We start from the raw sequence: 23,497 nt of genomic DNA, 5'->3' as shown, positions 1-23,497 counted from the left end.
ACCGTTGGAGGTACCCGCTTGACGCTCGCAATTTTCGATCTGGACAACACCCTTCTGGCCGGTGACAGCGACCACGCCTGGGGCGAGTTTCTCGTGGAGGAAGGCATTGTGGATGCCGAGGAATACCGGCAGGCCAACGACCGGTTCTACGAGGAGTACCTGAACGGAGAGCTCGATATCCTTCACTACCTCGGCTTTGCCCTGCAGCCGCTGGCGCGTAACCGCATGGACGACCTCCTGACCTGGCGCGAGCGCTTCATGGAGAAGAAAGTGAAGCCAATGATGCTGGCCAGCGCCAAAACCCTGCTGGACAGCCACAGGGCCCTGGGCCACACACTGATGATCATTACTGCCACCAACCGCTTTGTGACCGAACCCATCGCTGAAGCGCTGGGTATTGAGCACCTGATTGCGACCGATCCGGAGCTGATCAACGGCCAGTTCACCGGGGAAGTAGCCGGCACTCCCAGCTTCCAGGACGGCAAGGTAACGCGGCTGTACGACTGGCTGGAAGCCTACAATCGGACGCTGGACGGCGCCTGGTTCTACAGCGACTCCCACAACGACCTGCCGCTGCTGCAGAAAGTCGACAACCCGGTGGCCGTGGACCCGGACCCCAGACTGGAAAAGTTTGCCCGGGACCAGGGCTGGAAGGTGATGTCGCTCAGGGACTAACGGCCTGCCTAGAAGAATCCGGTGAGTGAACGCACGAAAAAGGATTTGATGTAATCCGTCTCCGGAATGCCGGGAATCACCGGATGATCCGGCGCCTGGTGGCCCTGCTCCAGCAGCTGGACAAAGCGGTCGATCTTCCGTCCACTGGCGCGGATGATGTCTACCAGCTTCTCCTGGGAGAGATGCATGGAGCAGGAGGCGGAGACCAGGATGCCATCCCGCTCCAACAGCCGGAGCCCCAGCTGGTTCAGTCGGGCGTAAGCCTCCTCGCCGGCCTTCTGGTCCCGGCGCCGGGGAATCAGTGCCGGCGGATCCAGAACCACAACGTCGTATTTCTCTTTCTCCTCCGCCAGCGCCTTCAGCGCGTCGAAGGCGTCGCCCTCGATGGTTTCCACATTGTCGAGGCCATTCAGCCGGGCATTGTGGTGGACTGAATCAACGGCGCTGGCCGAGCTGTCGACACAGGTCACCTGGGTTGCGCCTGCACACGCCGCCTGAATACCCCAGCCGCCCACGTAACTGAACACGTCCAGCACCCGCTTGCCAGGTGCGTAGGCCTGAAGGCGCGCCCGGTTCATCCGGTGATCGTAGAACCAGCCTGTCTTCTGGCCACCCTCCAGGGGCACCTGAAACCGAACCCCGTTCTCCTCCACTTCCAACAGACTGACCTCGGGCCCGTGCGCCTGCTCCACGTAGGTGTCCAGGCCCTCAACCTTGCGCATCTTGCCATCGTTCTTGAGAATAATGGCCTGCGGATGCGCCAGCCGCTGCACCGCCCGCACGATGGCGTCCTTCATAAGCTCCATACCGGCGGTGGAAATCTGCACCACCACCGTGGTATCGAACCGGTCAATCACCAGCCCCGACAGCCCGTCGCTGTCCCCGTAGACCCACCGATAGAACGGCCGGTCAAACAGCCTCTCACGCATTGCCAGTGCCGCTTCCATCCGGTGTGTCAGCCGCTGCGGTGTCATACCATGTCCCGCTTCCCGGCTGATCAGCCGGCCACAGATCAGGGCATGGGGGTTAACAAACACCGTGCCCAGGGCCTTGTCATTGGCTGCCCGAAGCTCCGCCTGCACGCCGGCCTCGAAATCGGCCAGCGGGCTGCGCCGGGTGTCCACCTCGTTGCTGTAAACCCAGAGATGGCCAGCACGGAGACGGCGCTCGGCGCCTTTACGGAGATACAGAACCGGAAAATTCATGAGGACCACCTGAAGAGAACAAAAGGGTGTAGGATCGAAACGGGAACGGGCGCCGAAGCATGACGGTCTGCCGGGGCAAGCCTCCCAAAACTGTGCGGAGCCAGGGATGGCGGAGCCAAGCGTACAGGGAGGTATTTACAGCGTGTTTTGGGAGGCTTGCCCCGGCAGACCTCCCCTCACGCCTGCAATTATTGCTCGGCAGCCACATGCTCCGAATAGGCCGTCGCATCCATCAGGCCCTCGAGTTCACCGAGGTCGGCCAGCTTAACCTTGAACATCCAGCCATCGCCGTAAGGATCCTCGTTCACCTTCTCCGGCTCATCCTCCAGGCTCTCATTCACCTCGATGACCTCGCCGGTGACCGGACTGAACACATCCGACGCCGACTTCACCGACTCGGCCACGCCGGCCTCCTCGCCACCATTGACCGTGGCACCCACATCCGGCACGCCGATGTACACCACATCGCCCAACTGCTCCTGGGCGAAATCGGTAATGCCGACCGTGGCGGTGCCGTCATCGGCGACGCGAACCCACTGGTGGGTTTCGATGTATTTCAGATCTGCGGGAATCTCACTCATTGTCCGGTTTCCTGAAAGAATTTTCTGCGCAGTTTACCCGAAGACATCGTTTCCAGCGAACCCCTGAACGGTTCCGCGGGCCAGTTCCATGAACGCCTCGAGGTAATCCACCTCGCGGTCCCGCTCACGAAGGCCCAGGAAGATCTGCTTGGGAATGCCGGACGCCCCGAGCTGCACCGGCACCACCGGAATACGACTGGCGTAATCGGCTACCAGCCAGCGAGGCAAGGCCGCCACACCACGGCCAGCCGCGACCATCTGCAGCATGATGTCGGTGGTCTCGATGGTCTTGTGCCGGGCCGGACTGGTGTGGGCCGGCAACAGGAACCGGGTGTAGATATCGAGACGCTCCACCTCCACCGGATAGGTGATCAGGGTTTCTCGTTCCAGATCCTCCGGTTCGGCCCAGGCCCTGCCTGCCAGGCAGTGGTCCTTACCAACGACCAGCACCTGCTCGTAGTCAAACACTGGCTCGAAGACCAGCCCCGGACGGTGCAGGGGATCGGGCGTGACGAGCATGTCGATATCATGGCCGAAGAGCGCACCAATGCCACCGAACTGGAATTTCTGTTTTACATCCACATCGACGCCCGGCCAGCGTTCCAGATACGGCCCCACGACCTTCAGCAGCCATTGATAACAGGGATGGCACTCCATACCGATGCGCAACGTACCCCGCTGGCCCTGGGCAAACTGGCCAACCAACATTTCGGCGTGCTCAAGCTGCGGCAATAGCCGGTTAGCCAGCGACAGTAAGTACTCACCTGACTGGGTCAACCGGAGCTGTCGCCCTTCCCTTACCCAGAGGTCGGTGCCCAGTTGCTGCTCCAGCTTCCTGATCGAATGGCTCAGGGCAGACTGGGTCAGGTGAAGGTGCTCGGCAGCCGCCGTTAATGAGCCCTGCCGGTGTACCGCACGGAGGATTTCCAGATGGTTACGTTCGATCATCGCACGCCCTGGCATGAGTTATTTTCATGGAACAGTGAAATAATACCATTATTCTTCATCAATCAAGACCGATACCCTGCCCTTTCTTCCCTATTCGATTCACAACACGCATCAAACAGAGGGCAACCCATGGTAACCACACACAATCTCGGCTTTCCGCGCGTTGGCGCCCGTCGCGAACTGAAATTCGCCCAGGAGGCGTTCTGGAAAGGCCAGATCAGCGAACAGGAACTTCAGGCGACCGGCGCCGATCTGCGGCGGAAGCACTGGCACCTCCAACAGCGTCTCGACCGGGTTCCGGTAGGAGACTTTTCCTTTTACGACCAGGTACTGGATATGAGCGCCACCCTCGGCAACCTGCCTGAGCGCGCGGCAGAATCCGGTGGCACCGAGCTTGAACGGTATTTTCGCGTGGCCCGCGGCCGCTCCGGCCAGGAGACAGCCTGTTGTGGCGTTCAGGCCGGGGAAATGACCAAGTGGTTCGATACCAACTACCACTACATCGTGCCGGAGTTTTCCCGCGACACGCGCTTCAGCCTAAATGCCAACCGACTGATCGGAGAGATTGCCGAAGCCCGCGCCCAGGGACAGACACCCAAGCCTGTAATCATTGGCCCCGTGACCTACCTCTGGCTTGGCAAGTCCAAAGACGGCAGTAATCGCCTCGACCTGCTGCACACACTCCTGCCACTCTACTCGGAGCTCCTGGAACGCCTGGCCGACCAGGGCATTGACTGGGTACAGGTGGACGAACCCGCCCTGGTGACCGATCTGGACGCTGACTGGCGCCACGCCTACAGCCTGGCCTACCACCAGCTGAAAACCGCCAAGCCGAAGCTGCTGCTGACCACTTACTTCGGGGAACTGAGGGACAACCTGCAACTGGCATGCGAGCTGCCGGTCGCAGGGTTGCATCTGGATGCCGTCAGTACCCCCCAGGAGGTGGCACGGGTTGTTGACTGGCTGCCACCCCACAAGCAACTTTCCCTGGGGGTAATCAACGGTCGCAACATCTGGCGAACCAACCTGGAACACACCCTCGACTGGCTGGAACCAATTCACGATAAGCTGGGTGATCGCCTCTGGCTTGCGCCCTCCTGTTCGCTGCTTCACGTACCCGTCGATCTTGCCAGTGAGCAGAAGCTGGACCCGGAAATCCGCAACTGGCTGGCCTTTGCCGTGCAGAAGCTCGAGGAACTGGCGACTCTTGCCACTGCCCTGAACCAGGGCAGAGCCGCGGTTTCCGAGGCACTGAAAGCCTCGGCCAGCGCTGCCCTCAGTCGGAAAACATCAAGCCGGGTGTGCAATCCCGACGTGCGTAGCCGGACTGAGGGCATTACCCGTTCACTGGGGCAACGCCAGAGCCCGTACACCCAACGCATCGTTGCCCAGCAGAAGCGCCTCGGCCTGCCGCGCTTTCCGACCACCACCATCGGATCCTTTCCCCAGACCCGGGATATTCGACAGACACGCCTGCAGTTTCGCCGGGGCGAACTTAGCGAAGCGGACTACACGGCGCGCATTCGCGAGGAAATCCGCCGCTGCGTGACTGAACAGGAAGCACTGGGCCTTGATGTGCTGGTACACGGCGAAGCAGAGCGCAATGACATGGTGGAGTACTTTGGCGAGCAGCTCGACGGCTACACCTTCAGCCAGTTTGGTTGGGTGCAGTCCTACGGCTCCCGTTGCGTGAAGCCGCCCATTCTGTTTGGTGACATCTCGCGCCCCAGGGCCATGACAGTGGACTGGATCCGCTATGCACAGTCCCTGACCGACAAGCCCCTCAAAGGCATGCTTACCGGCCCGGTGACCATCCTCAACTGGTCATTCGTTCGCGACGACCAGCCCCGCCAGGAAAGCTGTCGGCAGCTGGCCCTGGCCATCCGGGACGAGGTCCTGGACCTGGAGGCCGCCGGTGTTGGCATCATCCAGATCGACGAGGCAGCCCTGCGCGAGGGCCTGCCGTTGCGCACATCCGACTGGAAAGACTACCTGGACTGGGCCATCGAAGCCTTCCGTGTGGCAGCCAACGGCGTCAGGGACGAAACCCAGATCCATACTCACATGTGCTACTCGGAGTTCAACGACATCATTGAAGCCATTGCACGCATGGATGCCGATGTCATTACCATTGAAACCTCGCGCTCGGATATGGAGCTGCTGGACGCCTTCCAGGACTTCCAGTACCCGAACGACATCGGCCCCGGCGTGTACGACATTCACTCCCCGAACATTCCCGACAGCGAGCAGGTCCGCTTACTGATGAAGAAAGCGGCAGAACGGATCCCCGCCGAGCGGCTCTGGGTGAACCCGGATTGCGGTTTGAAGACGCGGCAGTGGGAGGAGGTGATTCCGGCTCTGCAGCAGATGGTGGCGGCAGCCCGGACGTTGCGGGAGACGACTCAGTAACCGGTACTGTTCTGGTCCAGCTGGAACTGGAACCCCGTGGCCCGGCGGACTTCCGTGGTGAAGTCCCCGGTGTCATGGAATTCAAACCAGCGATAGCCGGGCGGGCGGTCTTCAACAGCGAACCGGCTGGAGCCGGCCGTAAACTGAATGCAAGTGGAAGGCGTGGCCAAGAGTGTCACGCCGTTCCGGTCGCGTTCGTGCTCCTGATGGATGTGGCCCCAGAGCACCACTTTCACTTGCGGGAATCGGTCTACAACCTGCCAGAACGCATCCCGATTGGTGAGTCCGATTTTTTCCATCCAGTCAGAACCGATGTCTACCGGGTGATGGTGCAACGCGACCACCGCCGGCAAATCCGGATGCTTCTCGAGGGTGTCGGCGAGAAACGCCAGTTCCGAGTCGGCCAGGGCACCGTGCACCTTGCCAGGCACCGAGGAGTCCAGCATTACGAACTGCCATCCGCCCTCAACGACATGCCGGGCAGTGGCGCGGAACTCGGCAGCAATCCTGCTGAGGTTGTCGGCGTGATCGTGATTACCGGCAATCCAGAGTGACGGGCAGGAAAACGCCCTCAGGCAATCGCCAAACACCCGGTACGCCTCTTCGGAGCCGTCCTGGGCAAGATCGCCCGTAGCCAGGATGAGATCCGGCTGGCCATGCGTCCTGAGAACCTCACTGATCACCGCCCGCAAACTGTCCAGGGTCCGGACGCCAAGGAGATCGCCGTCGGCCCGGGCCATCAGATGCGGATCAGTCAGTTGCAGTACCCGGAACGGCCGGGTTGATTCCTTGGCGGTCATGGATGTCTGGATCTACTCGCTGGCAATTCCCTGTCTGGACACCAGTGTACGACGCAGGTTCCCGGATTTATCACCCTCGAATCGAACCCGAGTCACATTCTGGCCAGCCCATGGCGATTTATTGCAATTTTTGACAACTATGGCACATCCCCCGCCCAGAACCACACCACTTTAGTACAGCACCCGGATCAGCGCGGGGTGGCGTGGGGTGGCATAACCGGGCTTTCCGCGACAGCGGCGGAAACGTCAGTCGACGCCTTCACCGGCTGACCAGGCCGCATGTTCCATGGGCAAGTGGCCGAAACGCAGGCAATAGTCCAGCCAGTCGGCCAGGAAGCCGTTGACCTGGACCTTCTCGTCGGGGTGATGCATGAAGCGGTTGGGATAATCGTTCACCGGCGCAATCTGGCGATCCCGGTAACAACTGATGACCTCTGCCATGCTGGCATCATGGTAGACGCGCACGGTCATTTGCGGGTTGTTGAGCCAGCGTCCGGAATTGTGGACCTGCTCAAGCAGGAGGGTTTCGGTGAACTTTGCGGTTTGCAGCACTTCGATCCGCACGCGGCCCAGATAGTGGTTTTCACGGTGCAGCTCGAACTCGCACACCGGCTTGCCGTCCACCTCCAGTTGTCGAAGCTTTGCCAGCCGCTGGTAATTGCCATCACACAGGGCACCGAGCTGCCGGAGATCCGGAACATAGCGCCGGGGTTTCATGGTCCACTCGCCCATCACTGCCATCCTTTCCTGAGACGGGCCCGATTGAGCTCGAGCCACTGCAGCGCAATGATGGCGGCGGCGTTGTTGATACGACCATCGTGGATCATCGCTATGGCGTCCTCCGCCGACACCACGTGGGCACGGATGTCCTCGTGCTCATGCTCCATGCCGTACAGGCCACCCGCATTCTCCGTGCTGACGCGCCCGCAGTAGAGATGGATCATTTCAGTGCTGCCGCCCGGTGAGACCAGGTAATCGCAGATCTTCTCGAGCGGTTCGAAGGTGAGCCCGGCCTCTTCCTGCCCTTCCCGCTGGGCCACCTCTTCCGGGCTCTCGCCGTCCTCGTTCATGCCGGCCACCAGCTCCAGCAGCCAGGGCGATTGGTTCCGCCCCAGGGCGCCGAGGCGGAACTGTTCGAGCAGAACCACCTCGTCCCGCTGCGGATCGTAGGGCAGCACGCAGGTGGCGTCGCCCCGGATGAACAGCTCCCGGGTGAAGATGGGCATGTCTTCGCCATCAAAACGTCGGTGCGTCAACCAGAGCTTGTCCATGCGGAAGAAGCCCTGGAAGACGGTCTCGCGTTTTTCGACTTTGACGTCGTCGGCGGTGAACTGGAACGGCTTGGTCATTTTTCGTCCGGTCGTTGAATCGACTTTGAACGATAGCCTCTAGTCGGCCATGACTTCAAGCTCAAACCTTGTCGTAGAGCTTGCTCCCCGATTCCAGGAACTCCCTGGACTTCTCCTGCATGCCCGCATCCACGGCCGACACCTCGTCCAGCCCGTGCTCTCTGGCATAGTCCCGCACCTCCTGGGAAATCTGCATGGAGCAGAACTTGGGGCCACACATGGAGCAGAAGTGGGCCACCTTGGCAGACTCCTTGGGCAGGGTCTCATCGTGGTAGGCCCGGGCAGTATCCGGATCCAGCCCCAGGTTGAACTGATCCTCCCAACGAAACTCGAAACGGGCCTTGGACAGGGCGTTGTCGCGAATCTGGGCGCCGGGGTGCCCCTTGGCCAGATCCGCCGCATGGGCGGCAATCTTGTAGGTGATGATGCCGGTTTTCACATCGTCCTTGTTGGGCAGGCCCAGGTGCTCCTTGGGCGTGACGTAACAGAGCATGGCGCAGCCGTACCAGCCGATCATGGCGGCGCCGATGCCCGAGGTGATGTGATCATAACCCGGCGCTATGTCGGTGATCAGCGGGCCCAGGGTGTAGAACGGCGCCTCGTCACAGCATTCCAGCTGCTTGTCCATGTTTTCCTTCACCAGGTGCATGGGCACGTGGCCGGGGCCCTCGATCATGCACTGCACATCGTGCTTCCAGGCGATCTTGGTGAGCTCGCCCAGGGTTTCCAGTTCGCCGAACTGGGCGGCGTCGTTGGCATCGGCAATGGAGCCGGGGCGCAGGCCATCACCGAGGCTGAAGGACACGTCGTAGGCCTTCATGATCTCGCAGATGTCCTCGAAGTGCTCGTACAGGAAGCTTTCCTTGTGATGGGCCAGGCACCACTTGGCCATGATCGAACCGCCCCGGGAAACGATGCCGGTGACCCGGTTGGCGGTCAGCGGCACATGGTGCAGTCGCACGCCGGCGTGGATGGTGAAGTAGTCCACGCCCTGCTCGGCCTGCTCGATCAGGGTGTCCCGGAAGATTTCCCAGGTCAGGTCCTCGGCCACGCCACCGACTTTTTCCAGCGCCTGGTAGATGGGCACTGTGCCGATGGGCACCGGGGAATTGCGAATGATCCACTCCCGGGTCTCGTGGATGTTCTTGCCGGTGGAGAGATCCATGATGGTGTCCGCGCCCCATCGAATGCCCCAGGTCAACTTCTCCACCTCTTCCTCGATGGAGGAGGTCACCGCTGAATTGCCGATGTTGCCGTTAATCTTCACCAGGAAGTTGCGACCGATGATCATCGGTTCGATCTCGGGGTGGTTGATGTTGGCAGGTATGATCGCCCGGCCACGCGCCACCTCGTCTCTGACGAACTCCGGGGTGATTTCCGGCGGCAGATTGGCGCCAAACGACTGGCCCGGGTGCTGCTGGTCGAGCAGGCCCTGAGCCCGAGCTTCCTGCAGCTTCATGTTTTCGCGGATGGCGATGTATTCCATTTCCGGGGTAATGATGCCCCGGCGGGCGTAATGCATCTGAGACACGTTGCAGCCTGGCCTGGCACGCAATGGCTTGCGTTCGTCCATGAACCGCAGTGGATCAAGCTGGGGGTCGTTCATGCGCCGACGGGTAAATTCCGACGAGTAGCCGCTTAGCTGCTCTACATCGCCACGCTCGGCAATCCATGCGGCACGCACCGGCTTGAGCCCCTTGCGCAGATCAATGGTGGCCTCGGGATCGGTATAGGGGCCAGAAGTGTCGTACACAACCACCGGCGGGTTCTTCTCACCGCCCATCTCGGTGGGCGTGTCCTGCACGGTAATTTCCCGCATGGGCACGCGCAGATCGGGTCGGCTACCCTGTACGTAGATTTTCCGTGAACTCGGCAGGGGTTGTATGGCGGCGGAATCCACCGTGGCGGAGTCGCTGAGGTAATCGGGCAAGTTGGTCATCATTCGCTCCCGGAACAATTGTTGGATGTCGGGTCGCGTATGACGGAGCCTTGGACACGGGCTTTCCCTTGGGAAACACTGGTCTTTCAGCGCTGTGGTCTTAAATCCCTACGCCGGTATTATCCGGATCAGGTCGCGGGTTCTGCGATGCAATCTCAGCCGTCTGCCTGCCGTTTTCCGGAAGACAGACCAGCACCCCGTCAAGACGCGAATCTGTAATGCGTGACACTCAAAATGAGTGCCATTTGCAAGTGTAGAGCTGCGAACGATTATTGTCCATAATGGCCGTCCAGACCCGTCGATCCGCGCCCTGCTAGCCGGACAACGATGCGATACTGTATTCAGGAGAAAGAATGAAAAAGCGATTGCTTTCCGGACTTATTGGCCTCATGGCGGCCCAGCCCGTCCTTTCCATGGATCTGGTCGAGACCTATGAGAAAGCACTTTCCTATGACTCCGGCATTGCCGCGGCCCGGGCAAGCTTCGAAGCCCAGCAGGCGGCCAGCGACGTCAGCCAGAGCGCCCTCCTGCCGCAGGTGAATGCCTATGGTGAAGGCAACTACATAGACGTCGACGGGCCGGGGCAGGACAACAGCTACCGCGAACTGAACTACGGCGTGCAGCTGACCCAGCCGCTGTTCCGGGCCGATGCCTGGTTCCGCTACGACGCCAGCCAGTATCAGACCGAAGCTGCCCGGGCCGATTACAATCTGGCTCAGCAGCAACTCATCCTTGACGTAGCAACGGCCTACTTCAACGTCCTGCGGGCACGGGACACCGTGACCACGGCCAGGGCAACCGAAGCGGCCATCCAGCGGCAGTACGAGCAGGCCCAGGAGCGCTTTGATGTCGGGCTGATTGCCATTACCGAGGTGTACGAGGCGCGCGCCAGCTACGACGACAGCAAGAGCCAGCGCATCGCCGCGGAGAACCAGCTCAACGTTGCCCGCGAGCAGCTGGCACGGCTGACCGGAGAGTATGCCGAAGACCTGGAGAATCTGCGCCAGAACTTCCCCCTCGGCCGACCGGAGCCCATGGACCCGTCCGCCTGGGAGGCAACTGCTCTGGAGCAGAACTGGTCTATCCAGTCAGCATTGTATGACCTGAACGCCAGCGAGGCGGGACTGAAAGAGGCGAAGGCCGGACACTACCCGACCCTGGACTTGAACGCGTCTTACGGCAAAACCAATCTGGACGGCATTGACGGCACTGGCGCGCCTCTGACCAGTCAGCGGGATGGCACAACCACCCGCGGCGTCATCGGGCTGACCCTGAACGTGCCGCTCTACTCCGGCGGCGGCACCCAAGCGGGCGTGCGCCAGCAGCGGTCCCTGGTGACTGTTGCCGAGCAGTCACTGAATACCGTACGCCGGGATGTACGGGTGAACACCCGGAGCCTGTTCCTGACCGTTAACAACAACATCGAAACGGCCTCGGCCCTGGAGCAGACCATCATTTCGCGCCGTAGCGCCCTGGACGCAACCCGGGCCGGCTACGAGGTGGGCACCCGCAACATCGTGGAGGTGCTGGATGCCGAGCGGGCCTACTATGTGGCCCTGCGGGATTACGCCAATGCCCGCTACGACTACGTGATCAATTCCCTGCAGTTGAAACAGGCCGCCGGCACCCTGAGCCCCCAGGACCTGCTTGAACTCAACAACTGGCTGAGCGCGACCGCCCCAGGGATCGAGGCACTGGCCCACGAGGAAGAAACGCTGGACGACCCGACCCGCTAACCACGCTACACAGCCACGGGGGCGGGCCGCAGCCGGGCAGCCCGCCCGATATCAGACCCGCTCGATGATGCCGTCCACGACGCGATCGAGTGCACCACGATTGCGATTGACGACTTCCAGGGCCCGGCGCCCGATGGCCTGCCTTTCCTCATCGTCACTGAACAGATGACAGATATGGCTGGCGAGGTCGTCACCATCGTCGACCAGTTTTACGCCATGATCATCCAGCAAACGCTGGTAGATGGTCTCGAAATTGAAAACATGGGGGCCGGAAAACACGGGGATGCCCCATGCGGCAGGCTCCAGCGGATTGTGGCCACCGCGCTCGATCAGAGAGCCGCCTACAAACGCCAGATCACTGGCACCGTACAGCATCATCAACTCGCCCATGGTATCGCCCAGGTATACCTGGGCCCCGGCGGGATCTTCAGAAAGTGACCGGCGGGCCAGGCTCAGCCCCATCTTTCCGGTACGCTCGGCGACCGGCCCGAACCGGTCCGGATGACGGGGCACGAGGATCAGCAATGCGCTCGGGTGCTTCTCCAGAACCTTGCAGTGGGCCGCCAGCAGCTGGTCGTTCTCGACGCCGTGGGTGCTGCCGGCAATCCATACCGGCCGGCCAGACAGAGATTGTTTCAGGGATTGCGAGGCTTCGCGCACCGGCTCGGGGATGTCCACGTCGAATTTGACACTGCCGGTCACGGCGACCTTGGCCGGCGCCACACCGATACGGCGAAATCGCTCGGCGTCTTTCTCGGCCTGGGCCGCCACCCAGCTGATACTCTGCATGATCGGACGGGCCAGACTGCGGACGCGCACATAGCCGCGGGCGGAGCGCTCGGATAACCGGGCGTTGATCAGAAACACGGGCACCCGGCGCTTCCTGCTCTGGCGGATCATGTTGGGCCAGATTTCGGTTTCCATAATCACCAGAATCCGGGGCTTGACCCGGTCAAGAAACCTGCGGATGCTCCCCGGCGTGTCATACGGAGCGTAGGCGTAACGCACCTGATCGCCAAACATCTTGCGCGCCTGGGCCAGCCCGGTGTCGGTCATGGCAGTCATCAGGATGGTGATGCCCGGATTGCGGGTGAGCAAGCGTCGCACCATCGGCGCAGCGGCGATGGTCTCGCCCACGGAGACCGCGTGCACCCAGACCACCGTACCGCTGGCACGGGGCACAATACCCAGGCGCTGGTACCAGTTACGTCTGAGCTCCGGAGCCTTGCGGCCATGCCACCATAAGCGCAGGAGAATGAACGGCAGAATCAGCCGTATCAACTGGGAGTAGATAAAGTGCAGCACAGGGGACTCCGGGCAAAACAGTGCGTTATGATAGCGCAAAACCTATTGATTTGCTTCCGATTGCCGCCGGGCAACCAGGCTCGCCCGGCCCGGAAACCGACATCTTGCAGGACCCGCTCCACGTGAACAGGAAATACCGTAAGCTCCCGCGAAACACCGACTATTCCGCCTACCGACATCCTCGGTGGTGGCCCACCTGGCTGGGTATTGCCCTGATGTGGCTGGTATCGCAACTGCCTGTCCGGCTGCAATGGTGGCTCGGCAAGCTCGCCGGTCTGCTTGCCTACCGACTGGCCGGCAGTCGGCGCCACATCACCGAGGTGAACATTCGCCTGTGCTTTCCCGAACTGACCGCGCCCCAGCAGCAGGCACTGGTGCGCAAGGCCTTTATTGCCAACGGCATCGGCCTTCTGGAGCTGGGCATTGCCTGGTTCCGCGACCCGGCCAAACTTACCGGCATTACCCGCGTTCACGGGCTTGAGCATTTTGAAGATGCGTTGAAACACGGTAAAGGCGTGTTGCTGCTGGGCGGGCATTACAGCACTCTCGACCTGGGCGGCAGCCTGGTAACCCAGTACATAGAAGCCGATGTCATGCAGCGGGACCACAACAACCCGCTGATGAACGCGGTGATGACCCGGGCCCGGGAGCGCCGCTACGGCACGGTTCTGGGCGCCCGCGACCTGCGCGGACTGTTCCGCAGCCTGAAACAGAACCGGGCGGTCTGGTACGCCACCGACCAGGACTACGGACGCAAGGACATTGTCTTTGCGCCGTTTTTCGGCATTGAGGCGGGCACCATTACCGCAACGTCCCGGATTGTCGAACGCAGTGGCTGCCAGGTGGTGCCGTTCAGCCACTTCCGGCGGGAGGATGGCCCGGGCTACGATATCTACTTCCATCCAGCCCTGGAGAACTTCCCGAGCGGAGATGACCTCCAGGACGCAACCCTGATCAACCAGACCATCGAGCGCGAAGTCCGGCGTGCCCCGGACCAGTACTTGTGGATGCATCGACGGTTCAAAACCCGTCCGGACGAGTCAGATCCGGGTTTCTACAAACGCAGGTAACAGAGCGCCATGGCGGATCACCCGAAACAGGCCAGAAAGGAAGCACCCGTCGTCTGGCTTCTGACCGACAACAAGCCCGGTCATCGCAACCAGCTCAAGGGGATTGGTAATCGGCTGCGGGTGTTGACCGGCGCTGCCACACACTGGGTGGACGCCACCACACAATCGATTTCGTTGTGGCGCGCGGTCCTGGGCGCGGCACCGCGAATGCACGCAGAGCTGCCGCACCCGGACCTGGTGGTGGCCGCAGGCACCGGCACCCACCGACTGCTGCTGTCGCTACGCCGACTGCGTGGGGTGAGAACCCTGGTGATTATGAAACCGGGCTTTCCCCTGTCGCTGGTGAACGGCGCGGTGATCCCCGCCCACGACCGCGTACCGCCCGGGCCCCGTACCCTGGTCACCGAGGGGGTGATCAATGCGCTCACGCCCCTGGCCCGGATTACCGAAAAACGGGAGGCGCTGCTGCTTGTTGGTGGCCCGTCACCGCATTTCGACTGGGACGACGATGTCCTGCTCGGCCAGATTAACCATCTGATCGGCCAGTACCCGGACTGGCGCTGGACCATCGCCACCTCCCGTCGCACACCGGGAACGTTACAGGCGCGCCTGGACGATCTGTCCGGGCTGCGGGTGTCTGTGGTACACCCCGAGCAAACCCACGAGAACTGGCTGAGCCACCAACTGGCCGGTTCACGAGCCGCCTGGGTCACGCCAGACAGCATGTCCATGGTTTGTGAAGCCGCCACCTCGGCCGTGCCCACAGGGGTGTTCGAGTTGGCCAACCGAACCGGCAGCCGCGTCGCCGAAGGCGTGGAACGCCTGGTACAGCAAGGGTATGTGGCGCGCTGGCCCGACCACGCGATCGTCATGGCCGGCCGAAACCCTGGCAACCGGACACTCTGGGAAGCCGATCGTGCCGCCCGCTGGATTGTTGAGCAGAAACTGCTTCCCGCCTCCCAGGCCGGTAAGCGCAACACCTTCGAGCAGAGCAAGGGAGGACCTGCACCGTGAGGATTCTTCAGGCACTGCCGGCACTTTACAGTGGTGGTGTTGAACGCGGCACGGTGGAGTTCGCGGCGGATCTTGTCAAACGAGGGCACGAATCCTGGGTGGTTTCAAAGGGTGGCCCCATGGCGGAACAACTCCGTGGCCAGGGCTCCAGGCACGTGTATATGCCGATTCACCGAAAGTCCCCTGCCTCCTTCGGGCAGATATTGCCCATGCGAAAGCTGATTCTGGATCTCAAGCCGGACATTGTCCACGTGCGCTCCAGAATGCCTGCCTGGATCATCTTCCTGGCCCTGAAAACCATCCCGAGGAACCAGCACCCCGCGGTGGTCTCCACCTTCCACGGCATGTATTCGGTCACGCCCTACAGCGCCATCATGACCCGGGCGGATCACATGATCGCCGTGTCACGATGCGTGCAGGAGTATGTGCTGAAGAACTATCAGGTGCCACCCGACAGGCTCACGGTTATCCAGCGCGGTGTTGATATCGATGCCTTCCGCCAGCGCGAGCTACCTCCGCAATGGCTTGAGCGATGGTTCCGCCAGTACCCACAACTTGCCGGCAAAAGGATCATCATGATGCCGGGTCGGATATCGCGCTGGAAAGGCCAACTGGACTTCCTCGCCATGATGGCCCGACTGGTGCAGGCCCGCCCGGACTGTCATGGCGTGATCGCCGGTGGCGCCGAGCCCGGCAAGGAACATTTTCTGGAGGAACTGGAGCGGGCGAGGGATCGCCTGGGACTCACCGAGCGCGTCAGTTTCCTGGGCCAGCGCAATGACATGACCAACCTGTACCTGCTGGCTGACGTGGTGTGCCATATGAGCACCAAACCGGAACCTTTTGGCCGTACTGTCACCGAAGCCCTGGCCTCGGGAACGCCGGTGGTTGCCTACAATCGCGGCGGCGCAGCGGAGACCCTGGAAGCCTGCTTCCCCCGGGGCCTGGTGCCGCCAGACGATATCGATGCGTTCACCGGGGTGGTCGCGCGGTTGCTGGATGCGCCGAAACCGACTATCGAGATTCCCTATCGGTTCCGCCTGGAAGCCCAGACCGAGGCCTCCCTGAACGTTTATGAGAACCTCCTCAACCAGCGCTCCGGCAAATCCAGATGATGTCCGGGCGCCCGCTGACCATTGCACTGCTACTGGCCACTCCCGGGGGAGCCTGGGGCGGCATGGAGCAGCACACGGCCGATCTCTCCCGTGCGCTGGCGGCCATGGGGCACCGGGTGCATGTGCTGGGCCATCGGGCCTACGAGGCCAGGTTTCCTGCACCCGTGCGTTTTCACGCGCTGCCGGTTCAGTTGGGTCGTCACAACCCATTGCTGCACTTCCTGCTTCGCCGGAACCTTCGCCAGATGGCACCGGATATCCTGCACGCCCAGGGCAACAAGGCGGCCCGGCTGGCCGGTAAAGTCGGCGGGCCGAATACCGTACGAATCGGCACGGTCCATGGCATCAAGTCCAGCCACACAGCCTTTGACCGGATGGACCGCGTAATCGCCGTGAGCCCGGCGATCAAACGTGCCCTCACTCATCCCCGCAGTCATCTGATATACAACGGTGCCCGCGTCGACGAAGACTCAAGGCTATCGCCATCGGAAGCGGATTTGTCGCCAGGGACCATCCATGTGATTGCCGCCGGCCGGCTGGAATCCGTGAAGGGTTTCGACCGGCTGATTCACGCCTGGTCCCTGCTTGGCCCGGCCGCTGACGGCTGCCATCTGACGATTTATGGCGAAGGCAGCCAGCGCCCGGCGCTGGCGCAACAGATTCGTGGCCTGGGCCTGGATAACACCATCTCCCTGCCCGGCTACAGCCCCTGCCTGGCCCGACACTATCGACAGGCCCGGTTGAGCGTGATCAGCTCCGATCGCGAAGGCTTTCCCTACGTCTTGATCGAGTCCTTGCTGTGCGGCTGCCCGGTGGTCTCGACCCCGGTTTCCGGGCCAATGGAGCTGCTTCCTCCCGAAGCCATCAGCGAGGGTCACGAACCGGACGCCATCGCCAGCGTACTGACCCGCGCCCTGGCCAATCTGGAGGGACTTGCCGAACGCGAGGCTACGGCCATGGCGTTCGCCCGGGCCAACCTCACCGTTGAGGCCATGGCGGCGAAAACAGAGGCACTTTATCGGGAAGTCCTTCCAGGCTGATCCCCTGAACCGACTTGCCCGACCGGTCCGCTATGGTTATTTAGCATCATCGTCAAAACTGGCCAGCATCTGCAGTTCCCGGGCCTTGGCCAGACGCATGAAATTCCGGTTGGCAGCGGTAATGGCCACGCTCAGACCAAACCAGCCGTTCAGGATCTGCCGATGAATGAGGTAATACTTCAGGAACTTCAGCGGAAACTCGACAAACAGCCGGGCACTGGAGATTTTTCGCCCCTTTTTGGCCAGGAACCGGGCCTGCTCGCTCGACAGCTGGCAGTACTTGCGCTCCATCTGCTCAAGGGAAATCAGCGTGCGGTGCAGGACGTCGCCTTTCAGGTCCAGCACCCGCCCGGCCATGACTCTGGGGCGATCGTCATTGCTGTCCTGTTCCGGCTGGATAGCAGCTCGCTTTCGGTGATAGAGCCGCAGGATCCACTTGCTTTTGTCGTGGCGAAAGGGATGGCGGGCATCCGGCTGGGACAACACCCAGCGCATCCGGAAACCGGCAATATCCTCGGCAACAGGACGTGAGAACAAGGCCTGGATATTGCCGACCAGCCGGTCCGAGAGGACCTCGTCGGCGTCCAGGTCCAGTACCCAGTCATTTCGGCACAGGCTGGCTGCAAAGGCCTTCTGGCAGGCAAAGCCATGCCAGTCGTTGTGCACGAATCGGGCGCCCGCCGCCTCGGCAATGTCCCGCGTTCGGTCCGTGCTGCCAGAATCGACTACGATAATTTCATCCACCCAGCCAGACAGCTTGGCCAGGGACTCGGGTAACCGGAGTTCTTCATTCTGGGTGATGTAATAAACGGACAGCGGTAGCTTCATCGGAATTTCCGTTTTGAGGCAAGCAATTCAGGGCCGGTTCAGAACAATACCACAACCGCCTTGTGGTAAGATGGCGCCCCTGATTTGGACGATTTCCACGGCATTCTATAACTCAAGCCCGGAGTGCACAGATGATTCACCCCGTCATTATGGCCGGCGGCACAGGCTCAAGACTTTGGCCGATGTCACGCCAGTTGAACCCGAAACAGTTCCTGAAACTGACCAGTGGCCCCCTGTCGATGTTACAGGCCACCGTTGCCAGGCTTGAGGGCATGGACGCAGCCAATCCACTGCTGATCTGCAACGAGGAGCACCGCTTCCTCGCTGCCGAGCAGATGCGACAGTCCGGTCACGAGGACTCCCGGATCATCCTTGAGCCGTGTGGACGCAATACGGCACCGGCCATCGCACTGGCCGCCCTGCAACTGAAGGAAACCGTTGCGCCGGATGCGGACGATCCCCTGATGCTGGTGCTCGCAGCCGACCACCTGATCAAGGACGTGGCGGCGTTCCAGGAAGGTGTGAAGAAGGCCATCCCCCTGGCGCGGGAAGGCAAGCTGGTGACCTTCGGCATTGTGCCCAACAAGCCTGAAACCGGTTATGGCTACATCCACCGGGGTTCGGAACTGGGGCCGGACAGCTTTGCCGTGGACCGCTTCGTGGAAAAGCCCGACCTGGCCACCGCGAACGCCTATCTGGACTCCGGCGAATACCTCTGGAACAGCGGCATGTTCCTGTTCGGCGCCCGTGAATACCTGAAAGAACTGGAAGTCCACCGGCCGGACATCCTGTCTGCCTGCCAGGCCGCCATCGCCGACACCGCCGATGACCTGCACTTTACCCGGGTCAATGCAGAACGGTTTGCCGAATGCCCGTCGGATTCGGTGGACTACGCGGTAATGGAGAAAACCGACCGGGCCGCCGTGGTCTCCCTGGACGCCGGCTGGAGTGATATCGGCTCCTGGTCCGCGCTCTGGGAAGTCAGCGACAAGGACGACCACGGCAACAGCCTGACGGGCGATGTGATCACCCACAACACCGCCAACACCCTGGTGCGTGCGGACAGCCGACTGGTGGCCACCGTGGGTGTCGACAACCTGGTTGTGATCGAAACCAATGATGCCCTGCTCGTGGCCCACAAGGACAGCGTGCAGGACGTCAAGACCGTGGTGGAGAAAATCCGCAACGACGGCCGCCACGAGCATATGAACCACCGGGAGGTCTACCGGCCCTGGGGGGTGTACGACTCCATTGACAACGGCGCCCGCTACCAGGTCAAGCGCATCACCGTGAAGCCCGGCGCCAAGCTGTCGGTGCAGATGCACCACCACCGCGCCGAGCACTGGATTGTGGTCAGCGGCACCGCACGGGTGACCAACGGCGACAAAACCTATCTGGTGACCGAGAACCAGTCCACCTACATTCCGGTGGGCCAGGTGCATTCGCTGGAAAACCCCGGGGTGATCAACCTGGAACTCATTGAGGTACAGTCCGGCTCCTACCTGGGCGAGGACGACATTGTTCGGTACGAGGACCGGTACGGCCGCAAATGAGCAAGATCAAATACTTTCTGATTGCCGGCCTGCTCAGGATCGCCGGCGGGCTTTCCCTTGCCGGAGCTCAGCGAATCGGCCGGATTGTCGGCTACCTGGTGTGGCGCCTGCCCACCAAGTCCCGGCAGGTCACCGACGTTAACCTGGATATCTGCCTGCCTGAGCTGACAGAGCCCGAGCGCGCCGCCCTGGTCCGGGAATCCCTGCGCCAGACCGGCATGACCATGCTGGAGGTGCCGCTGATGTGGGAATGGCCCGTGGAAAAGTGCCTGGGCCTGGTTCGCGAAACCGAGGGCCTGGAACTGATTGACCAGGCCATGGCCGGCGGCAAGGGCCTGATCCTGCTGGCACCGCACCTGGGCAACTGGGAACTGGCCGGCCTGTTCTTCTCTTCCCGCTACAAGATGGCGGCACTGTACAGCCCGCCCAACATGCCCGAATTCGAGGATTACATGATCAAGGTTCGCGGGCGCCTGGGCTCGGAACTGGTACGGGGCGATCGACGGGGGCTGGCACGCCTTGCGGCGATCCTGCGTGAAGGGGGCGTTGCCGGTATCCTTCCGGACCAGTCGCCAAGGGGCAAGGGCAACGCGTTTGCCCCCTTCTTTGGCATGGAAGTGAAAACCATGACCCTCGTCTCCAAGCTGATGCAGCGCACCGGCGCCAATGTGCTGATCACCTACGCCGAACGCCTGCCAGACGCGGCAGGCTTCCGGATTGTGGTGCGCGACACCGGGCCCGGGCTTGGCGACAGCGATCCGGTGGCGGCCACCACCGCCATGAACCAGGCCATTGAGCACTGCGTTCGGGAAATTCCGGCGCAATACCAGTGGGAATACAAACGCTTGCGGCACAGGCCGCCGGGGGAGATCAACCCCTACAACCCGGATCGCGTATGCTAGCCATGACTGCCATGAACCGACTACTCCCCGCAGCTCTGTTGATGGCCGGCCTGGGCGGCGCCCTGCTGTCGTCCAGCGTATTGGCTGGGGCCACGCTGCTCCTGGCCATCGGTGGCATGGTCGTCAGCTTCCGGAAATCCCTGTACCGCGCCGGGTGGGACAAACCCAAGGAGCTCAGGCTCCTGCATTTTGCCTTCTGGTTTTTTGTACTGGTCAGCGCGTTTTCCTGGGTCCTTGAGGGATTCGATTACGAGGGTGGCAAGACCCTGGGGACCCACGCTCGCTTTATCCTGTTCTGGCCCCTGATCGTTGTGCTGACCCGGGCCGCCATCGGTGCATGGGTAACGTTTACCGCGATCACATTGATTTCCGTGTCCGTTCTGGCGGTTTTCCTGGTTACCATTGCCGCCCGCCAGGGTGCCCTGCATCACGTGCTCAACTCCCGCTTTGGCGGCGGAATCAATCCCATCAGCTTTGGCAACCTTGCCTTGCTCGGAGGCATGCTGACGATTGTCGGGTCGCTGTTCTTCTACCGGGACGGGCGCCGGCTCACGGCCATTCCTGTCTTTCTGTTCGGATTGACTGCTGTTGTCATTTCCATGCTGTCGGAAACCCGAAGCAATCTCGTTGCCCTGCCCTTCCTGCTGTTGGCCCTGATTCCGCTGGTGGGCAAGCGGGCCCGTCTCGCAGGCCTGATCGCCATTCCAATCCTGGTGGCTGCAGCAGCCATCACCAGCGACCGGATGTCCAGTTCACTGGAAGGATTCCTGAGCGATGGCAAGCTCGACAACGGTATGGAAATCCGGGTTGCGGTATGGCACGAAGCCTGGGACCTGTTCACCGAGCACCCGGTGGCGGGTGCAGGCCTCGGCGGCTTCAGCCGACACATCCAGTCCCAGGTGACCGCCGGTGAACTGCCCGAGGCCTTCCTGGAGTGTTGCACCGGCCATGCCCACAACGATCTGCTGAACACGGCCGCCACCAGCGGCGTCATCGGCGTGCTGAGCTTGGCCCTGCTGCTGTTCATACCCCTCGCGGTATTTTCGAGGCACCTGTTTTCCAGGCATGCTGCCACGTCCCATCTGGCTGCCGCAGGCGTCATGGTCTGCGCGGGCTATCTGCTCTTCGGGCTAACCGAAGCCACCTTTAACCGGTCGCTGTTCCTGACCTTCTACCTGCTGCTGGTGGCGTCCATTGCCTCGGCGATGTTCACGGAACTCAGCCGATCCTATGTGCGTAACCGCACCCGCAAGGTATCGGCAACCATCATCACCAAGAATGAGGAAGACCATATTGCCGACTGCCTTCGCTCTGCGAGACTGGTGGCCGATGAGATCATCGTTCTGGACAGCGGCAGCACCGACCGAACGGTGGAACTGGCACGGGAACTGGCCGACGTGGTTGAGGTGACTGACTGGCCGGGGTTCGGCATCCAGAAGCAACGGGCGCTGGAAAAAGCCACGGGCGAGTGGGTGCTGTCCCTGGACGCCGATGAGCGGATCACTCCGGAGCTGGCGCGGGAAATCAACCACCACCTGGCTGACCCGGATGCCGACGCCTACAAGCTGCCCTGGGCCGTGACCATCTACGGCAGCCGCCTGGACTTTGGCCGCAGTGGCCGGGCGCCCTTGCGGCTGTTCCGGCGGGAGGGCGTCCGATTTTCCGACGCACTGGTTCACGAGCGGATACTGATACCCTCTGGCAGGAAAGTTCGAACGCTTCGGGGACGGCTTACCCATTACACCCACCGGGACTTCGGCCATTCCCTTGAGAAAAGCGCCAAGTACGCCTGGCTTGGCTCGCTGGAAAAACACCGCAAGGGCAAGAAAACCCGCACCATGATCTACCCCACCCTGCGGGGGCTGATGACCTTTGTTCAGGTGTATTTCATCCGGTTCGGTTTTCTGGACGGTGCGGTGGGGTATCTGACGGCGGTCACCTACGCCCAGGTGACCTTCAACAAGTATGCGGGGCTGTGGACGCTGGACCGGCCGTCACGCAAGCGGGAGCCCTAGGCCTCATTCAGACGGACACTCTCAATCCCGGCCGCCCTGAACAGCTCAAGCATCTCATCGTAATAGGCCAGCTTGACGGCCAGAGCAGGATCGTCGATCTGGACAACACGGATGTCCGGAAACATGGTTTTCAGAGTGAACAGCGCGGTTGAGGCAAAGCTGAAGAAAGCCAGGTAACGGTGTCCTGACAGCGCCACTTCCACTTCAATCGGCCGTCCGGCCTGGCGGACATCCACCGGGAATTCCGCCAGCGCCTTTTGCAGTTCGTCGCGGCTTTCCTTCCGGTGCATAAAATAAACGATTCGCCTCCCGGGATAGCTGCTCACGATGTGCTGAATTTGTAACGCGAGCCTTTGCAGACGATCCTTACCGCCGAATGGTTGCCCCAGAAAACCCACCAGCGGCTCCAGGCGACTGTCCCGGACCGTCGTCCGGAAACACTGCCGGAACACTGGAAAATCGTGATGGCGAATTTTTATCTGATCGGTACTCGGTAACGGAAAAAAAGTAAAAAAGACAATATCTTGGGGAATCGCCCGATGCGTTCGTATGCCCAGGGTTCGGAGCAACCGCCTCTTGGACACCGATATACGCGATGGCATACCTTCACGATGGATCGCGTGGTAGTACTTCACTGTCGCCAAGCCGTCATCGACAAAAATCACCTGACTGTTGTCGAAGCTCCGATAGAAAACCTCGTGAATCCAACTGGCCTTGTTGCCAATGAACAACCGCTCAATTCGGCAACCAGACAGGCGCCTCGCCAGAGCAGCAAGGCGGACGTAAAACGTGCGCTTGGTGAGATAGCTGATCTCGCCACCCCGCCAGCCCAGGGTGTTCACAAGCATGGCCATTTGGCGTTCGGTCTCGCGATTGTCGGGCCGTGCAATCACCAGGAGAGTGTCTTCCTGCCTGCATCCATAAGCGTGTCTGGCCTCTGCGCAGCTGATCAACTGCAGGGGCGTGCTGGCAACAAATACGCTGATGGGGGCCGACGAGTCCGTCAAAGCATC

At 61.5% G+C, this 23,497-nt stretch carries 20 protein-coding genes and 1 riboswitch; of the genes, 10 read left to right on the top strand and 10 right to left on the bottom strand.

Annotation, left to right across the window (positions count from 1 at the left end):
- The first annotated feature begins 18 nt into the window (after positions 1-18).
- On the top strand, positions 19-675 hold the full coding sequence (locus BM344_RS16475) for a histidinol-phosphatase (protein ID WP_091992275.1): 657 nt from the start codon (positions 19-21) through the stop codon (positions 673-675).
- Between the two features lie 8 nt (positions 676-683).
- On the opposite strand, the gene BM344_RS16470 is transcribed toward BM344_RS16475, so the two are convergent.
- The 3 genes from BM344_RS16470 to BM344_RS16460 all read right to left on the bottom strand — a co-directional run bounded on the left by BM344_RS16470 (position 684) and on the right by BM344_RS16460 (position 3,409).
- On the bottom strand, positions 684-1,880 hold the full coding sequence (locus BM344_RS16470; RefSeq protein ID WP_091992274.1) for a class I SAM-dependent rRNA methyltransferase: 1,197 nt from the start codon (positions 1,878-1,880) through the stop codon (positions 684-686).
- A gap of 188 nt (positions 1,881-2,068) precedes the next feature.
- Positions 2,069-2,461 carry a glycine cleavage system protein GcvH gene (gene gcvH, locus BM344_RS16465; protein ID WP_091992273.1) on the bottom strand — a complete coding sequence of 131 codons (393 nt, stop codon included), beginning with the start codon at positions 2,459-2,461 and terminating at the stop codon, positions 2,069-2,071.
- A 33-nt stretch (positions 2,462-2,494) separates the two neighbouring features.
- The gene (locus tag BM344_RS16460; RefSeq protein ID WP_091992272.1) at positions 2,495-3,409 is read right to left on the bottom strand and encodes a LysR family transcriptional regulator; all 915 of its coding nucleotides are present in this window, start codon (positions 3,407-3,409) and stop codon (positions 2,495-2,497) included.
- 129 nt (positions 3,410-3,538) lie between these two features.
- Here BM344_RS16460 and metE point away from each other — a divergent pair, with 129 nt between their 5' ends.
- The gene (gene metE / locus BM344_RS16455; RefSeq protein ID WP_091992271.1) at positions 3,539-5,818 is read left to right on the top strand and encodes a 5-methyltetrahydropteroyltriglutamate--homocysteine S-methyltransferase; all 2,280 of its coding nucleotides are present in this window, start codon (positions 3,539-3,541) and stop codon (positions 5,816-5,818) included.
- Here metE and cpdA read toward each other — a convergent pair.
- From cpdA to thiC, 4 genes are all read right to left on the bottom strand, one after another.
- Complete coding sequence (gene cpdA / locus BM344_RS16450; protein WP_091992270.1) at positions 5,812-6,618, bottom strand: 3',5'-cyclic-AMP phosphodiesterase; 807 nt, start codon at positions 6,616-6,618, stop codon at positions 5,812-5,814. The two genes, metE and cpdA, sit on opposite strands and share 7 nt — an antisense overlap.
- A 246-nt stretch (positions 6,619-6,864) precedes the next feature.
- The gene (locus BM344_RS16445; RefSeq protein WP_091992269.1) at positions 6,865-7,350 is read right to left on the bottom strand and encodes a DUF1249 domain-containing protein; all 486 of its coding nucleotides are present in this window, start codon (positions 7,348-7,350) and stop codon (positions 6,865-6,867) included.
- Positions 7,350-7,967: an NUDIX domain-containing protein gene (locus BM344_RS16440; RefSeq protein WP_091992268.1), complete on the bottom strand. Its 618-nt coding sequence runs from the start codon at positions 7,965-7,967 to the stop codon at positions 7,350-7,352. Before BM344_RS16440 ends, BM344_RS16445 begins: the two co-directional genes overlap by 1 nt.
- A gap of 61 nt (positions 7,968-8,028) precedes the next feature.
- Positions 8,029-9,906: a phosphomethylpyrimidine synthase ThiC gene (thiC, locus tag BM344_RS16435; RefSeq protein WP_091992267.1), complete on the bottom strand. Its 1,878-nt coding sequence runs from the start codon at positions 9,904-9,906 to the stop codon at positions 8,029-8,031.
- Between the two features lie 87 nt (positions 9,907-9,993).
- Positions 9,994-10,116: riboswitch (TPP riboswitch) on the bottom strand.
- A 143-nt stretch (positions 10,117-10,259) separates the two neighbouring features.
- Between thiC and BM344_RS16430 the strand changes: the two genes are divergently transcribed.
- Positions 10,260-11,642 carry a TolC family outer membrane protein gene (locus tag BM344_RS16430; protein WP_091992266.1) on the top strand — a complete coding sequence of 461 codons (1,383 nt, stop codon included), beginning with the start codon at positions 10,260-10,262 and terminating at the stop codon, positions 11,640-11,642.
- 51 nt (positions 11,643-11,693) lie between these two features.
- Here the strand turns inward: BM344_RS16430 and waaA are convergent, their stop codons facing one another.
- Positions 11,694-12,947, bottom strand: coding sequence for a lipid IV(A) 3-deoxy-D-manno-octulosonic acid transferase (gene waaA, locus BM344_RS16425; protein WP_091992265.1), 1,254 nt, complete (start codon positions 12,945-12,947; stop codon positions 11,694-11,696).
- 122 nt (positions 12,948-13,069) lie between these two features.
- Here waaA and lpxL point away from each other — a divergent pair, with 122 nt between their 5' ends.
- From lpxL to BM344_RS16405, 4 genes are read left to right on the top strand one after another with little or no spacing between them, the layout of a single operon-like run.
- Positions 13,070-14,017, top strand: coding sequence for an LpxL/LpxP family Kdo(2)-lipid IV(A) lauroyl/palmitoleoyl acyltransferase (gene lpxL / locus BM344_RS16420; protein ID WP_091992349.1), 948 nt, complete (start codon positions 13,070-13,072; stop codon positions 14,015-14,017).
- Positions 14,018-14,026: 9 nt separating this feature from the next.
- Positions 14,027-15,031 carry an ELM1/GtrOC1 family putative glycosyltransferase gene (locus tag BM344_RS16415; RefSeq protein WP_091992264.1) on the top strand — a complete coding sequence of 335 codons (1,005 nt, stop codon included), beginning with the start codon at positions 14,027-14,029 and terminating at the stop codon, positions 15,029-15,031.
- The gene (locus tag BM344_RS16410) at positions 15,028-16,146 is read left to right on the top strand and encodes a glycosyltransferase family 4 protein (protein ID WP_091992263.1); all 1,119 of its coding nucleotides are present in this window, start codon (positions 15,028-15,030) and stop codon (positions 16,144-16,146) included. The genes BM344_RS16415 and BM344_RS16410 overlap by 4 nt, the downstream gene beginning before the upstream one ends.
- Complete coding sequence (locus BM344_RS16405; protein ID WP_091992262.1) at positions 16,143-17,186, top strand: glycosyltransferase; 1,044 nt, start codon at positions 16,143-16,145, stop codon at positions 17,184-17,186. The genes BM344_RS16410 and BM344_RS16405 overlap by 4 nt, the downstream gene beginning before the upstream one ends.
- A gap of 36 nt (positions 17,187-17,222) precedes the next feature.
- On the opposite strand, the gene BM344_RS16400 is transcribed toward BM344_RS16405, so the two are convergent.
- Entirely contained in the window at positions 17,223-18,014 is a 792-nt protein-coding gene (locus BM344_RS16400) for a glycosyltransferase family 2 protein (protein ID WP_091992261.1), read from the bottom strand.
- Positions 18,015-18,145: 131 nt separating this feature from the next.
- On the opposite strand from BM344_RS16400, the gene BM344_RS16395 reads away from it, so the two are divergent.
- The 3 genes from BM344_RS16395 to BM344_RS16385 are packed head-to-tail and all read left to right on the top strand — an operon-like array spanning position 18,146 to position 22,484.
- Positions 18,146-19,567, top strand: a complete 1,422-nt coding sequence (locus tag BM344_RS16395; RefSeq protein WP_091992260.1) for a mannose-1-phosphate guanylyltransferase/mannose-6-phosphate isomerase — start codon at positions 18,146-18,148, stop codon at positions 19,565-19,567.
- Positions 19,564-20,469, top strand: a complete 906-nt coding sequence (locus BM344_RS16390; protein WP_091992259.1) for a lysophospholipid acyltransferase family protein — start codon at positions 19,564-19,566, stop codon at positions 20,467-20,469. The genes BM344_RS16395 and BM344_RS16390 overlap by 4 nt, the downstream gene beginning before the upstream one ends.
- Positions 20,463-22,484, top strand: a complete 2,022-nt coding sequence (locus BM344_RS16385) for a glycosyltransferase (RefSeq protein ID WP_228143669.1) — start codon at positions 20,463-20,465, stop codon at positions 22,482-22,484. Before BM344_RS16390 ends, BM344_RS16385 begins: the two co-directional genes overlap by 7 nt.
- On the opposite strand, the gene BM344_RS16380 is transcribed toward BM344_RS16385, so the two are convergent.
- A complete protein-coding gene (locus tag BM344_RS16380; RefSeq protein ID WP_091992258.1) occupies positions 22,481-23,491 on the bottom strand; it encodes a hypothetical protein in 1,011 nt (336 codons plus the stop codon). The two genes, BM344_RS16385 and BM344_RS16380, sit on opposite strands and share 4 nt — an antisense overlap.
- Positions 23,492-23,497: the final 6 nt, after the last annotated feature.

Source organism: Marinobacter gudaonensis (assembly GCF_900115175.1).
GTDB classification, from domain to species: Bacteria; Pseudomonadota; Gammaproteobacteria; order Pseudomonadales; family Oleiphilaceae; genus Marinobacter; species Marinobacter gudaonensis.
This window is presented reverse-complemented; position numbering and strand designations above follow the sequence as displayed.